Source organism: Flavobacterium hungaricum, from assembly GCF_015182285.1.
GTDB lineage: Bacteria > Bacteroidota > Bacteroidia > Flavobacteriales > Flavobacteriaceae > Flavobacterium > Flavobacterium hungaricum.
In genome coordinates, this window is sequence record NZ_PRDM01000003.1 from 569310 (window position 1) to 584626 (window position 15317).

Sequence of the window (15317 nt, forward strand, 5' to 3'; positions counted from 1 at the left end):
ACAAACCAATTTTTAAATGTTATTTTGTTGTTAGTTAGTTAGTTAGTTAGTTAGTTAGTTAGTTAGTTAGTTAGTTAGTTAGTTTAGGTTTGTGATTCTTTTTCCTTTTTAGATTGTTTTATTTTCTTAAGAATATTGTTATTGTTTTTTTGGCCGGTGATAGGGAAGATGGTTGGAGTAGTGTGTTGATTTGAATTGTATGATGTGAATGTGTTAATGAAAAATGGAGATTTTTTATTTTATACTCAAAATGCAGAATTGATTTGCGTCATATACAAGAATTATTAGGTCACAGCAGCAGTAATACTTCAGAAATTTACATTCATGTGCGCGCTAAAAACATTCAATAAATTAAAAGTCCTTTTGATGATTTATAAGCTTATTTTATATATTTGAAAGGAAATGAAACTGACGTTTGTCAGACATATCTACCTAATTTAAAGGTGATAAGTCTGATGATGTCAGTAGTATATATTAGTTGCCAGAAATTTTACAAAAATCAAAACCTAATGAAAATGCGTTTAATAATTTACTTGTTCTTAACAATGTCCTTTTCCACAATTTACGCACAGAAAAAAACTGCGGTTAAACATAAACAAACAAAAACTAACAATGTGAATAATGATATTGAACATATCACTAGGAATTTTTCATGTAATATTAACGGTAAACAATTTAATCCCTCTTGGGAAACTATCGCCACAGAACCAAAAAATGCAAACATAAATATTACTAAAAAAGATTCTAAACCTTATGTTTTAATAATGGGACTTGAAATAAACTCAAATTATGTTGAACAAATTACATTTGGCGGATTTAACTTTAATAAAATTGGAAAATATAATTTGACTAAAGACAAGTTAATTTTTGAATATTTCTACAGATTTGACAAATCTAAGCCTGAGATAAAACTTTCTTCTCAAGATATAGAGACCTTTACTAATGGAGAATTAGTTATATCAAAATTTGACACAATAAATAAAAGATTCAAAGGAGAATTTAAGTTTAAATTATTTAATCCAAAAGTCTCCAAAGATACAATTAAAGTGACAAATGGTAAATTTTACTTAAATCTTATTACAAATTATAGAGAATAAAAAACTTCTGGTGACAGCCGTTACAATCGATCTGCAGATTTAGCGGAATTATCGGTTTTATTCATATTTTCGTTAAGCTGAAAATACTCAGTTGCATAATTAGCAAACCGCTTGTGATGTCAGAACATTATGCGCGATTGCTCCCAAATCGAAATGGAAAAATTTCGGTAATTGATTATTTACCTTAAAAAAAACGGAAGTATGAAAAAAGTACTATATCTATTTCTACTTGTGCTGTGCACTAAGCTGCAGGCGCAGCAGAAAACTAAAGACACCCTTTTCTTTAAAGTGGATAACTCCTACATATCGGAGACAAAGCATACCGCAGATAAATTTGTATTGAAGGACGTCAATTCGGACGAAGAATTCTATTTTAAAGGAATTGAAGTTTTAAAGGATTTAAAGACCAATAAAATTCTTTGTTTAAAAGAAGTGGTGATAAGAAACTATGGATATTGATTTATAAAAAAAGTACAACAGATACGCATAATGGGAGGAAATAAAGAGCCAAGGGCTGTACGACAAAAGATATGAATTTACTTTAGATGAGCTCAAGTCAATGAATTATGAATTGACATATGACGGAAATTAAATATTAATTGGTTAAATTAAAAGGAAAATTTTAGAAATTAACCGTTTTTTTTACCATTGGAAGCAACGGTTCTGTCGCATCTATGACTAAGTTTTATTTTTGGTTTTTCAAAACTAATAAAAAATGAATACTAAAGGTCATTGTTATCCAAAATATATCATTCTTCAGACAGTATATTTTAAATTAAGATTTACACTTAGTTATCGTGATGTTGAGGAAATAATGAAAATTAGAGGAGTGCTTGTGGATATGCTGCAATTCAGCGCTGGGTTTATAAGTTTACACCTTTGCTTGAGGCAGAGATGAAAAAGAGAAAAGGTAAGGTAGGTACAAGTTGGAGATTGGATGAGACCTATATCAAAGTAAAAGGCATTTGGTGTTATTTATATAGGGCAGTAGATAAATTAGGCAATACGGTTGACTTTCTTTTGAGCAGAAAAAGATAGAGAATGAGTGCCCGGTCATTTCTAATTACAGCCAGTAATAATAACTATAAGCCAGGAGTAATAAATATTGATAAAAGCGGTTCAAATACTGCCGCTGTCAAAGTCTATAACAAGCGTTCATTCTCAAAGATTAAAATCCGGCAGTGTAAATATCGCAAGAATATTGTAGAGCAGGACCATCGTTTTATCAAGCGGCGCATACAAAACGGATTAGGTTTTAAAAGTTTTGAATCGGCCGGACGAACCTTGAGCGGAATTGAAGTTGCGCATATGCTGAGAAAGAGTCAGATGGCTAGACTAGGAATATCTATGTTTAAATCATTGTGTAAATAGGCGGGCTAACTTTTAAATGACTTAAATTTTTATATTTGATTCTTACAGATGCGAGAGAAATTAAATCTGGATGCTATACAATATTTCTTGTTTAAATGAAAATATGTAGGATTTTTTTTGTAGTTTGGTGTTGGTAAAAAACTAAAAGATTACAGATGAAATCATTCAAAATTTTCGTAGTTGAAGACGATCCATTTTTTGGAGAATCTTTAAAATATCACCTTAAATTAAATCCTGATTTTGAAGTATTTTTGTTTAAAACCGGAAAAGAATGTTTAGATAACTTATTTCAGAATCCCGGTATTATATGTCTGGATTTTGGGTTACCGGATACAACGGGTGACGTACTTCTAAAAAAAATACAGCAGATCAACAATAAAATTCCCATTATCATTATAAGTGGTCAGGAAGAAATTGAAGTGGCTGTAGATTTTTTAAAATCGGGAGCAAAAGATTATATTGTAAAAAACACCCATACAAAAGAACTGCTCTGGAATTCGATTATTAAAATCAGGGAGAATTTAAGTCTCATTGAGGAAGTAGAAGAATTAAAAGAAAAACTGGAACAAAAGTTCAGTTTTGAGAATACTATATTAGGACAAAGTGATGCCATAAAGGTCGTTTTTAATAAAATAAACAAATCTTTAAGTACTAACATAAACGTTTCTATTAACGGAGAAACAGGAACCGGGAAAGAGATTGCCGCCAAAGCAATTCACTATAACTCTGATAGAAGAAATAAACCATTTGTAGCCTTAAATATGGCAGCCATTCCTAAAGAACTTGTAGAGAGTGAATTTTTCGGACATGAAAAAGGAGCTTTCACAGGAGCCGATCAAAGATCAGCTGGTAAATTTGAACAGGCAGATGGAGGAACCATTTTTCTTGATGAAATTGCTGAACTTGATTTAAATCTTCAAAGTAAATTACTAAGAGTATTGCAGGAAAGAGAAGTTACAAGACTTGGAGGAAAGTCAGTTATTAAATTTAATGCAAGATTAATAACAGCCACTCATAAAGATCTGAAAGAAGAGGTAAGAAAAGGAACCTTTAGAGAAGATCTTTATTATAGAATTACAGGTCTTCCTATAGAATTACCGCCTTTAAGAGAACGGGGCCATGATATTTTACTTTTAGCAAAACATTTTTGTGATCTTTTTACCAAAGAAAATAAATTAAAAAACATTACCATCTCAAAAGAAGCTAAAGAAAAACTGCTTAAATATAAATTTCCCGGAAATATACGAGAGCTCAAGTCTATTATAGATCTTGCCTGCGTTATGTGTGAGAATAATGAAATTTCTGTTGATGACTTAACTTTTGAGAGTATAAATGCAGCTGATTTTTTCTTGTCTGAAGATAAGACTTTAAAAGAGTTTACTGCTGAAATTATATTGTACTATTTAAAAAAAAATAACGAAGATGTATTAAAAACAGCCAGACAATTAGACATAGGAAAATCTACAATTTACAACCTGATTCAGTCCAGTCAAACTAAAAAATAATTAACATGAAAACAGCAACAGTTTTATTTGAAAATAATTCTTTTATAAGAGAGTTGAATGATGATAATTTAGATTTCAATGATTTGGACTTAGTTTTAGGTTTTGGTTCAAGAGATTTACTATCAGATGAGAAAGTTTTTAAGGAGTTAAAAAATAAATTTCCTGCCTCACAATTGATTTTTTGTTCTTCAGCAGGCGAGATTTATGAAAATGAAGTCTTGGATAATACCATATCTCTGACCGCAATTAAATTTTCTTCAACCGTAATTAAAACTTATGAAGTTGATATAGATGCTTATGAAAATAGTTTTCAGGCTGGTTCATCGCTGGTCGAAAAATTTGACCAGGATAATTTAAAATTGGTTCTTATACTTTCTGATGGAGGAAAAGTAAATGGAAGTGAGTTAGTAAATGGAATGAATGCCGTAAAAAATGAAGAGGTATTGATCGTGGGCGGGTTGGCAGGTGATGCAGCAAGATTTGAAAAAACGGTTGTAGGTTTAAATGAAATTCCGCAACAAGGCAAAATTGTTGCCGTTGGATTTTACGGTCAAAAAATAGTTGTATCTCACGGATCTTTGGGAGGATGGGAAACTTTTGGGTTAGAGAGAATTGTGACCAAATCAGAAAATAATGTTTTATATGAAATTGATGGAAAAAATGTATTGGATCTCTATAAAATTTATTTAGGAAAGTATGCAGAAGAACTTCCTGGTTCTGCATTACTTTTTCCATTGTCAATCAAAATTGACGGAATTGACGAACCTATTGTCAGAACTATTTTATCTATAGATGAAGTGAATCAGACGATGACCTTTGCAGGGGATGTGCCAAAAGGAAGCAAAGTACGATTTATGAAAGCAAATTTTGACAGATTAATAGATGCGGCAAGTCAAGCTGCTTCTTCCTGTTTAGAACTAAAAAGTTTTAGTCCAAAATTAGCTCTTTTAATTAGCTGTGTTGGAAGAAAATTAATTCTGGGATCCAGAATTGATGAAGAAGTTGAAGCTGTTTCAGAGATTTTTGGAGACAAAACGATCATTTCAGGTTTTTATTCTTACGGAGAGATTTCGCCTCTAAAGCCCTTTGGGGAGTGCATACTTCATAACCAGACTATGACTATTACTTGTATTAATGAAATAGACTAGTTATGGACCTTCATAAACTTTTACAGAGGCAGATTAATAAAAATGTACCTGCTGATCTTCAGGATAATCCATTTTTTCAATCCTTTATAAAAACGGTTAATGATTCATATTTATCTTTTGAAAGAGATAAGGATTTAATGGATCATTCGTTTCAGGAAAGCGAAAAGGAGTATAACGAAGTACACCAGAATTTAAAGAAAGAATATGAATTAAAACAGCAATCTATTTTAAATCTTTATGAAAGCCTTACTCAGTTAGATCAGGGCTACAGCTCCATAAATGAAGATGAAAAAAATGATCTTCTTTTTATTTCAAAATATGTCAGTGAACAAATTACTAAAAGAAAAGAAACTGAAAAAAAATTATTTGAGACCGTCCAGTTTTTAAAGACATTATTAGGCAATCTGCAATCAGGAATCTTAGTGGTAGATAATAATGATACTATTTTATTTGTGAATCAGTATTTATGTGATATTCGTAATATCAATGCTTCACCTGATGAAATGATTGGTAAAAAACCAGCTCAATATATAGGTGATGCTCAGGTTTTATTTAAAGATAGCCAAGCTTATAAAAACAGGATTGATGAAATCTTATCCCGCAAAGAAATTGTAATTGGTGAAATACTGGAAACAATAGACAATCGTTTCTTTGAAAGAGATTACGTTCCTATTTTTATTGATAGTATATGTATTGGGCACCTTTGGAAATCTACAGATGTAACACAAAGGATTAAAAGTAAAAATTTACTCAAACAAAGTGAAGAGCGAAATCGTATTATTATGAATTCTTCACTAAACGCCATTATTACAATAGATAGTACAGGAAAAATAACTTTTTGGAACAATCAGGCTGAAATTATTTTTGGATGGAAAAAAGAAGAAGTTTTAGGTAAAACATTAAATGAGACAATAATTCCCGACAGGCACAAAGAAGGACATACAAAAGGACTTAAATACTATACCGAAACGGGTAAAGGTCCTGTTTTAAACAAACAGATAGAACTGCCAGCCGTCAATAATATGGGGCATGAATTTCCTGTAGAGATTTCCATTATACCTTTAGAGCAAAATGGAGAAGTATTTTTTTGCTCTTTTATGCAGGATATTTCAGAGCGAAAAAAGACAGAGACTAAATTGAAGGTTCAGGAAGAGAAGTACCGCAATATTATTACTAACATGAATTTAGGACTTATTGAAGTTGACAACAATGAAATAATCCAATTTGCCAATCAAAGTTTTGCCAGCATATCAGGATTTGAAATTGAGGAATTAATTGGTTTAAATCCTGCCAAAACATTTGTTTTTGGAGAGAACCTCGAAAAATTAAATGCTAAAAATAAATTGCGTGAAAAAGGAGTTTCTGATGTTTATCAAATTCCGGTCAAGAATAAAAGAGGAGAACTAAGATGGTGGGCTATTGGCGGTGCACCCAATTATGACGATAAAGGTAAATTAGTGGGATCTATCGGAATTCATCTGGATATTACCGAACAAAAGCAGATGGAAATTGAATTGGAGAGTGAAAAACTCAAGGCAGAGCAGGCTTCTAAAGCAAAGGAGGCTTTTTTGGCTAATATGAGTCATGAAATTCGTACGCCCCTTAATGGCATAATTGGTTTTTTGAGAGAATTAGAGCGACAAAACCTGACAGACCTGCAAAAAAAATATGTAGAGAACAGTACTGTAGCCTCAAAACATTTATTGTCTATTATAAACAACATACTGGATATTTCTAAAATAGAAGCAGGCGAGATGTCAATAGAAGTAGAGGATTTTATTTTTGAGAATGTAATAAGTAATGTAGTAAATGTACTGGAGCCATTGGCAAAGAAAAAAGGATTAAAACTAATTTCACAGATTTCTAAAGATGTTCATCAGGTCTTAAAAGGAGACATTGTAAGATTAGAGCAAGTTTTATTTAATCTCATTGGCAACTCTTTGAAATTTACCCATAAAGGAAAAATACATTTAAAATGCGAAGTATTAAAAGATACTAAAACTTTCCAGAGACTGCAAATTTCTGTTGTAGATACTGGAATAGGAATGGAACAAGGCTACGCAGAAAATATTTTTAATAAATTTTCTCAGGAAGATAAAGCAATTACACGAAAATTCGGCGGTACAGGATTAGGTATGACCATTACGAAAGAACTGATCCAGCTGATGAACGGTAAAATTAATGTTCAAAGCGAGAAAGGTTCAGGCACTACGATCAGTTTTATTATTGATTTGGAAAAAGGAAGCATTAATAATATTAAAAAAGTTCAAGACGAAATTAATGTAGATATTTCGGGAATTAATGTTTTACTGGTTGAAGATAATATTATTAACAGAATGGTAGCCATTAATACACTGAATTACTTTAACTGTTTGGTTACCGAAGCCACAAATGGTATTGAAGCAATAGAAATTTTAAAAAATAAAAGTTTTGATATTATCTTAATGGATGTTCAGATGCCTGAAATGGATGGTATTGAAGCTACAATGAAAATCAGGGAAGAATTGAAATTACAAACTCCTATAATTGCCCTTACGGCCAACGCTTTTAAAAGCGAAGTTGATAAATGCAAAAATGCAGGTATGGATGATTATATTACAAAACCTTTTGAAGAATTCGATCTTATTGAAACCATTTCAAGATATACCAATAAACATGGTGCTTTAAATGATGCTGTCAAAGAAAAAGATAAAAAACTCTATGACTTAAAGTCTTTGTATAGTATCGGTAGAGACAATCCGGAGTTTATTACAAAAATGATTATCATTTTTATTGAACAGATAAAAGAGGTTATTCCAAATGCAGAAGCAGCGCTGTCTTGTGATGAATTTTTAGTATTGAGCCAGTTTATTCATAAGATTAGGCCTAGTATTGAAGGCATGGGAATCTTCAGTATTATCGAGGATATCAAAATTTTAGAGAAAATCAGTAAAGAAGGTTCTGATAAGGAAAAAATTACCAGCATCTTTTTTCAAATAAAAGATACATTACTCACTGCCGTGGAACAGCTCAAAGAAGAAATTCAGGGCTAAGAATCTATTTTTGTGGAAACTATTCCAAAAATTGGAAAAAAAAACATCTTATTATTAATTTAAACCACTGATTTTCAGTGGTTTTGTTTTTTTGGCTTAACTATAGCTTACATGTTATCAATAAAAGCAGGATAATATGGAAACTAAAACTCAATTTAAATTTTTTATAGTAGACGATGATGTTTTTTGTGCCAATATGTACAATCAATATCTCGTTAATATGAAATATGACGACCTCACACATTATTCTAACGGCAGCGATTGTATTGCTAATTTACATCTAAAACCAGATATTATTTTTCTGGATCATAATATGGAAGATATTAATGGATTTGAAGTTCTTAAAAAGATCAAACGGTATGATCCTAATATATATGTAGTTATGATTTCCGGACAAGAAAACATAGAAACAGCGGTAGATGCTTTAAAGTATGGCGCTTTTGATTATGTGATAAAAGGAAATGATGTTTATGAAAAATTAGAGCTTATTATAAACAAAATAATTGCTGTAAAAGAGCAGCTGAAAAATAACTATCCTGGCTTTATCAAACGTTTATTGTCGATTTTTTAATCAATTTCCTTTATGAAAAAACTAGCCGCTTTACTTGTTATAGCCTTATGTTTTTGTTCCTGTAAGACACAGAATTTACTGGTTAGTAAAACAGAAACAAATGATAAACAGTATTTTGAATATGATAATAATTATCAATATAAAATACGAAGAGATGATAAAATATCGATATCTGTATGGGGAGAAGATAATTTGAGTGTTGGTTCTGTTTACGGAATTTATAATTCAAACGAAGTCTATGGCAAATGGCTGATGGTAGATACAAACGGCACTATCGAAATGCCTAAAATAGGAACAATAAATGTTCTGGGTAAAACCATTCCGGAAGTAAAAGAAATGCTGAAAACAGGGCTTAAAAAATGGCTTGTTAATCCTATTGTAGATGTAAAGGTACTCAACAAAGAGATTATTGTTTTAGGAGAAGTTCGAAATCCAAATACAGTGGCAATAGACAAAGATCATGTAAGCCTTTTGGAAATGATCAGCAAAACTGGAGGATTTGAGTTTTATGCCAATTTAAAGTCAGTTAAAATCTTAAGACAAGAAGGTGAAAATGTAAGAGTTACTAATTTAGACCTTACTCTGGGAGATAATATTGTATATAGAAATATACAACTGCATCCTGGCGACATTGTTATTGTTCCTTCTAAAAAGAATAAAGATTTTGATAAACGAATAGCCACCATTATTCCACTGACAACAACAATAAGCGCGGCAGCAATAATTATGGGAGTATTATAAAACAAAAGGATATGAATGAGAACTTAAGAATATTAAAACCATTTTTCAGAGGGCTTCCCATTATAATTTTAGCTGTGGCAATTTCAGTATTGGCTGCAAAAAAGTACCTTAATTATGTAACTCCCTTGTATGAGAGTACAGCAAAGTTAAAACTGGCGGATGTTCAGGAAGGAGTTCCCAGCGCCAATCTTTTTAAAGATTTTGATGTTTTTGCTTCAGAAAATAAAATAGCAACAGAAATTGAAGTTTTAAAATCAGCATTACTAATAGGAAGAGCTATTGATGAATTGCCATTTAATAAGGAAATATACAGAAAAGGAAGTTTTCAATCAGTCGAATTGTTCAGGAACTCTCCCATTTTAATAGAGGGGACATTTCGCACTGCAGATGCACTTGATAAAAAATACGGTGTAAATGTGATTTCGACTAAAGAGTTTGTTTTCTTTTATCCGGATTCAAAAAAAGGGATAAAAGGTTCCTTTGGAAAACCTATGACAATTAAAGGAGGTATTATTTTAATTCATTTGAATGAACCTTTTATAAAATACAAAAAAGACCTGAAAATTATTGATTCTTATGAGTTTGAGTTTTTAAGCAAACAAAAGTTAATGGATAAGATTAATAAAAATCTTGATATTGTATCTGTTGATAAAGATGTTCCCGTAATACGTATAAATCTAAAAAGCAATGTCCCGGAGAAGGCGGCAATGTTTGTAAACAAACTGGCAGAAGTATATGTAAAAGATTATATCGAAAGTAAATTCAGGGCTGCAGATACGACAGTTGATTTTTTAAAAGAAGAGATCAAGAGCTCTAATAAGAAATTGGCTGCTTCAGAAAATAATATTCAAAATTTTAAAGACAAAGAGCATATTGTTAATATACCGCAGGAAACAGAGACAGATTTAAGAAAAATTGCACAGTTAAAAATAGAAAAAACCAATTTGAAAATGAGCCTTGATGCCATTAAGGATTTAAATAAATACATAGCCGGCGGCAAAGGCAGTTTCCTGGACTTAGCGCCAAATTTTGAAGCCTTTACAGATCTGCTCTCTACTGAGATGGTTAAGAATATGAAGAACTTACAGGCAGAAAAAAAAGACCTTTTACTTACCTATACTCCTGAAAATGAAAAAGTAAAAGTGATTGATGCCAAGCTAAAAGATTTAACAGACTACCAAATTGAAAGCATAAAGAATACTGAGAATAATCTGCAGATAAAATATGCTGAGCTTTCGGGTGAAATTAAGGAATCTGAAAAAGCTTTTATAGGGCTTCCTGAAAAAGAGAGAAAATTAACCATTTTAAACAGGGATTTTAATTTATACGAAAAGAATTATAATTTTCTCAATGAAAAAAGAATTGACGCCGAAATAGCAAAATCAGCTAAAATTGCTTTTCATAAAGTGATAAGCCCTGCAGAAATTTCTACCGCTCCGGTTTCTCCAGTTCGGTCCATAATCATTATTGTTGCGGCTATTATGGGAATGCTTGGTTCTGTAATATTAATATATGCAGTTCATTTTGCAAAAGCAAAAGTAAATGATACCTATACCATAGAAAAAAACAGTACAATTCCTGTTGCAATTGCAACACCGTATATAAAAAAAAGCGAACTAACTGAAGATCATTTTTTAAAAGAAGCATTACAAATGGAGCTGAAAGGACTGGTACAGCAAAAAGATATTATCACCATTAGTTCTTATGACAAAACAAGAGAGCATTTGTTTCATTCTAAAAATCTGATCAAGGCTTTCTGTACTCAGGGAAGAAAGGTACTGGTAGTTGATACTACTGGTGAACTGGAGAATCAGATGGATCATAACAATTACATCAATATATCGGGCTCCAAATATCTAAGGGCAACCCAATCAGTGTTTAAAAATGAAATCGAAGACAAAATGAAAAATTACGACCTCTGTGTTATTCATAATCAGGCTGTAAATAAAGGTAGACTGGCTCTGTTGTTTATGAGTTTAGCATCTCAAAATTTCGTTGTGCTGGACAGTCGGAGAACAGCAGAGAAAACCATAATAAGCATTGAGTTACTGCAGGAAGAATATCATTTGCCAAACCTGTCGTTTATACTCAATAAAGCAGGTTACAATCCAAGTATTTTTTTGTTTGTCAAAAAAATCTATAACAAATATTTTCAACGCTAATTTTTACAAAAAATGCATACACTAAAAGCATTAATAGCCAAAGATTCGTTTTTGGCGCTTGCTGACCAGGTAATTAGCAGCGGAACTAATTTTTGCCTGACGCTTTTGCTCGCGCAAAAACTGGATATTAAAAGTTTTGGTCTGTACTCTTCAATAGTACTGCTTCTTTACTTAGCAGTAAGTATTATGAATGCTTTGGTTATTCAGCCATTTCAGGTTATGGCTGTAAAAGTAGAAAAGAGAAAACAATACATCACAGCTTTATTTCTCGGGATAGTCTTATTGTTATTTATTCCCCCAGTATTCATAGTAATACTATCCCATTTTTTTATAAAAAACAGTTTATTTCAATTAGGCACTGGTGCATTGATTTGTTTTGTGACAGGATTTTTGATTAATGATTTTTTTAGAAAATTACTTTTGGGTTTATTCAGAATTAAAGCGGTATTAATCATGGATATTCTGTTGCTGGTTTTGGTTGTTTTGATTTTGGTTTTGGATACCATAAACCTGTCGCAAGTATTACTTATTATCGGACTTAGTAATTTGATTGCAGCCTTGCCGGGATTTTTATTTATGATAAAGAACTACGAAAAACCCATTCTATGGAGGCTGTATGCGGCAGCTCATTTAAAAGAAGGGAAGTGGCTGTTAAGTGTGGCAGTTGTACAATGGAGTTCGAGCAATTTTTTTATATTAACTGCCGGAATTTATCTGGGTGTTGAGGCTTTAGGGGCTTTAAGGCTGGTACAATCTTTTTTCGGTATTATCAATATCGGATTGCAGACAATTGAAAATTATTTTCTGCCTAAAATAGCTTTATTATACCATCAGAATGTTACCGAAGCAAAAGAATATCTGCTCAGGTTAACTTTTACAGGCGCGATCATTTTTGGCTTATTAACATTGGTGTTTTTTATTTTTTCAAATCAAATAATAGTCATGGCCGGTGGTCAGAAATATGAGCATTATGGTTATGTAATCAAAATGATAGCGGTGCTTTATTTTTTTATTTTCTTGGGATATCCAATACGAATTGCAGTGAGGATATTGATGCTCAATAAGATTTTTTTTACGGGGTATTTATTCTCTTTTATTACTTCTCTGGTTACTTTTCATTTTTTACTAAGATATTCTGGACTTTATGGAGCTGTGACGGGACTGATAATCAATCAGGTTATTATGGTTTTATATTGGAAATATCAATTACACAAAAAACAATTTCAGTTATGGAAATAATTCACCTGATTCTCGGAAAAGCAAATCCCCAAAGAATGAATGGGGTAAACAAAGTAGTGCATCAGCTGGCAGAAAAACAAGCTGTTTTTGGAGTAAAAGCAGCTATTTGGGGCATTACTGAAAATCTGGAATTAAATTTTGAAACACGTAATTTTGAAACACGATTGTTTCAAAAAAGAAAGTTTCCTTTTTTCATTTCAAAAGAACTTAAAGAAGCAGTAATCAATAAAAAAGGCAAAGCCATTTTTCATCTTCATGGAGGCTGGATACCTGTATATTATACTTTAGTAAAATTGTTTTTTAAGCATGATATAAAAGTTGTCTTTACCCCGCACGGAGCTTATAATACCATAGCGATGCAAAAAAACAGTATCGTAAAGAAGGTTTACTTTTATTTTTTCGAAAAAAAAATACTTCAGAAAGCCCATCATATTCATTGTATCGGCAAGAGCGAAGTACATGGTCTAAAAAGAATTTTTAATACCAGAAACATCATTCTGCTTCCTTATGGTTTCGAAAATAATCCTGTAATAGAGTTAAAGAAAGTCAAAGAAGATAATATTGTTTTTGGATTTATAGGCAGGCTGGATATTTACACTAAAGGCTTAGATACTTTGATAAAAGCATTCAAAAAATTTCATGCAAAAGAACCGTCTTCTATGCTGTGGATTCTGGGAGACAGTAAGGAGAAATTTGAGCTACAGCATATTATTTCCAGAAATTTATTAGACAATAGTGTGATACTTTACGGAAGTAAATTTGGCCAGGACAAAGATGAATTATTACAAAGAATGGATGTCTTCGTTCATCCGTCAAGAAATGAAGGGCTGCCGCTTTCGGTTATTGAAGCAGCCAGTTATGGAAAACCCTGTATCGTAACGGATGCAACAAATATTGGCGCCGAAGTGGTAAGATATAATTCAGGCAGAACAGTTTATTCTCAAAACATTAAAAAGTTAGAAGAAGCAATGAGTGAGATGTTTGCAGTCTACAACAAACAGGAAGAGTTTATAGCCATGCAGCGTAATGCAATAAACATGGTAAAAGAAAACTATAACTGGAATAAACTGCTTTTAAAATTCAATACTGATTTATACCAAATATGATGGAAAAGCAAACCATTAATCACGAACCTTTTTTAAAGACAGTTAACAATTATATGTTTATTGTTTTACTGCTTATGATAGCTTGTTTTTTTACATGGAGCGAAAATGTAATTATTACCAGAGCTATAAAGGTAGCTGGACGAATGGGACTTATGCTTTCTTCGATTGCGATTTATTATAAAATAATAAGGTATGGAGCAGTAAACACGTTAAATTATAAAAACATATTTTCTCCCTTATTTTATTTTGGCTATTTGAGTCTGGGATTTCTATCTTTTATGTGGAGCACCAATCCAGGATTTAGTGCCTTACAATGGTTTATGACTTTTCAAAGTCTGGTTTTTGCTTTCTTTTTCATCAAAAGTATAAAAACGTTAGACGTTTTTTTTCAAGGGCATACTATCCGGCTTTATCATCTTTTAGGCAACTCAGTATTTGTATTACAGACCATTTTTGTTGTGGGAATGTGGATTGATCCCGATACCTTTTTCAGGCTTACCAATGGAGGAGAAGAGGCCAGACTGGGTGGGGTGATGATGAATCCCAATGAATTGGGAATGCTTGCCGGGGTTGGTGCTGCCTGTCTTATTTTTGATTTGTACCGAAAAAAAAGAAAAGTATGGACTATTATAAAAATTCTGGTGATTTTTTATGCCTTATTTATGACAGGTTCCAGATCATCATTAATCGGGGTTCTTTTAATTATTTTTTTCCATATTAATCAAACTAAAAACAAAGGGTTAAAACTGGCTATTATTGCAGGAGTGCTTATGGTTGTTCCGTTTGCAGTAAATCAAATTATTTTAAAAGGCGGAGATCAAAAGCGTCTGGACGAGATATTAACCTTAACAGGGCGATTACCATTTTGGCAGGCACTCATAACAGAAGGTTTGCCCAGAGAACCTCTGCTGGGCTTTGGCTATATGAGAATTGATTATAAAGAGTTTTTCCAAAGTGTACATACTTATCCCGGTAAAATGACACATAATACTTTTATGCAGGTACTAATGAATTTAGGATTTATCGGCCTGTGCACGGCAATTTTTCAGATGTTCTTTACACTCAGGGCTTTTTTTTATGAGGATAAAGAAAATCGTTTAATGCTCATTGGTATGCTGATTCCTGTTCTTATAAATTCGTTTACTGAATTTGGAATTTTTGGCGAAAGTAATTATGGGATTTTGTTTTATCAAATGATTATTTTTTCAGTTTGTTTTAAAAGTAATAAACATTTTACCTCGCAGCAGAAAATTTACTTAAGAAAGAGAAGACCCGATCTTGTCATCTGATTAATTTCCAAAATAATGTTTTTTTTCCAAAATATGGAAATTTAAATAGCAATAAA

General features: G+C 31.9%; 11 protein-coding genes and 1 pseudogene. All 12 read left to right on the top strand.

From position 1 onward, the window contains the following. Positions 1–515 precede the first annotated feature (515 nt). The gene (locus tag C4F50_RS15530; protein WP_194139558.1) at positions 516–1097 is read left to right on the top strand and encodes a hypothetical protein; all 582 of its coding nucleotides are present in this window, start codon (positions 516–518) and stop codon (positions 1095–1097) included. Between the two features lie 201 nt (positions 1098–1298). Further along, positions 1299–1556, top strand: coding sequence for a hypothetical protein (locus C4F50_RS15535; protein ID WP_194139559.1), 258 nt, complete (start codon positions 1299–1301; stop codon positions 1554–1556). 256 nt (positions 1557–1812) lie between these two features. Then, a pseudogene (locus C4F50_RS15540) lies at positions 1813–2468 on the top strand (IS6 family transposase). 155 nt (positions 2469–2623) lie between these two features. Further along, positions 2624–3973: a sigma-54-dependent transcriptional regulator gene (locus C4F50_RS15545; RefSeq protein ID WP_194139560.1), complete on the top strand. Its 1350-nt coding sequence runs from the start codon at positions 2624–2626 to the stop codon at positions 3971–3973. A gap of 5 nt (positions 3974–3978) precedes the next feature. Next, positions 3979–5121, top strand: a complete 1143-nt coding sequence (locus tag C4F50_RS15550; protein ID WP_194139561.1) for an FIST signal transduction protein — start codon at positions 3979–3981, stop codon at positions 5119–5121. Positions 5122–5123: 2 nt separating this feature from the next. Further along, positions 5124–8153 carry a PAS domain S-box protein gene (locus tag C4F50_RS15555; RefSeq protein ID WP_194139562.1) on the top strand — a complete coding sequence of 1010 codons (3030 nt, stop codon included), beginning with the start codon at positions 5124–5126 and terminating at the stop codon, positions 8151–8153. Positions 8154–8289: 136 nt separating this feature from the next. After that, complete coding sequence (locus tag C4F50_RS15560; protein ID WP_194139563.1) at positions 8290–8724, top strand: response regulator; 435 nt, start codon at positions 8290–8292, stop codon at positions 8722–8724. A 12-nt stretch (positions 8725–8736) separates the two neighbouring features. Then, entirely contained in the window at positions 8737–9465 is a 729-nt protein-coding gene (locus C4F50_RS15565; protein ID WP_194139564.1) for a polysaccharide biosynthesis/export family protein, read from the top strand. 11 nt (positions 9466–9476) lie between these two features. After that, the gene (locus C4F50_RS15570; RefSeq protein ID WP_194139565.1) at positions 9477–11627 is read left to right on the top strand and encodes a GumC family protein; all 2151 of its coding nucleotides are present in this window, start codon (positions 9477–9479) and stop codon (positions 11625–11627) included. Between the two features lie 12 nt (positions 11628–11639). Continuing rightward, positions 11640–12866, top strand: coding sequence for a lipopolysaccharide biosynthesis protein (locus tag C4F50_RS15575; RefSeq protein ID WP_194139566.1), 1227 nt, complete (start codon positions 11640–11642; stop codon positions 12864–12866). Beyond that, positions 12857–13972 (top strand): glycosyltransferase family 4 protein, encoded by a 1116-nt coding sequence (locus C4F50_RS15580; RefSeq protein ID WP_194139567.1) that lies wholly within the window; start codon positions 12857–12859, stop codon positions 13970–13972. The genes C4F50_RS15575 and C4F50_RS15580 overlap by 10 nt, the downstream gene beginning before the upstream one ends. After that, a complete protein-coding gene (locus C4F50_RS15585) occupies positions 13969–15261 on the top strand; it encodes an O-antigen ligase family protein (RefSeq protein WP_228012048.1) in 1293 nt (430 codons plus the stop codon). The genes C4F50_RS15580 and C4F50_RS15585 overlap by 4 nt, the downstream gene beginning before the upstream one ends. Positions 15262–15317: the final 56 nt, after the last annotated feature.

Bases quoted from the DNA above. Each gene is read 5' to 3' on its own strand.
- C4F50_RS15545 (WP_194139560.1), top strand. From the start codon at position 2,624: ATGAAATCATTCAAAATTTTCGTAGTTGAAGACGATCCATTTTTTGGA.
- C4F50_RS15530 (WP_194139558.1), top strand. From the start codon at position 516: ATGCGTTTAATAATTTACTTGTTCTTAACAATGTCCTTTTCCACAATT.
- C4F50_RS15570 (WP_194139565.1), top strand. From the start codon at position 9,477: ATGAATGAGAACTTAAGAATATTAAAACCATTTTTCAGAGGGCTTCCC.
- C4F50_RS15575 (WP_194139566.1), top strand. From the start codon at position 11,640: ATGCATACACTAAAAGCATTAATAGCCAAAGATTCGTTTTTGGCGCTT.
- C4F50_RS15565 (WP_194139564.1), top strand. From the start codon at position 8,737: ATGAAAAAACTAGCCGCTTTACTTGTTATAGCCTTATGTTTTTGTTCC.
- C4F50_RS15585 (WP_228012048.1), top strand. From the start codon at position 13,969: ATGATGGAAAAGCAAACCATTAATCACGAACCTTTTTTAAAGACAGTT.
- C4F50_RS15560 (WP_194139563.1), top strand. From the start codon at position 8,290: ATGGAAACTAAAACTCAATTTAAATTTTTTATAGTAGACGATGATGTT.
- C4F50_RS15550 (WP_194139561.1), top strand. From the start codon at position 3,979: ATGAAAACAGCAACAGTTTTATTTGAAAATAATTCTTTTATAAGAGAG.
- C4F50_RS15555 (WP_194139562.1), top strand. From the start codon at position 5,124: ATGGACCTTCATAAACTTTTACAGAGGCAGATTAATAAAAATGTACCT.
- C4F50_RS15535 (WP_194139559.1), top strand. From the start codon at position 1,299: ATGAAAAAAGTACTATATCTATTTCTACTTGTGCTGTGCACTAAGCTG.
- C4F50_RS15580 (WP_194139567.1), top strand. From the start codon at position 12,857: ATGGAAATAATTCACCTGATTCTCGGAAAAGCAAATCCCCAAAGAATG.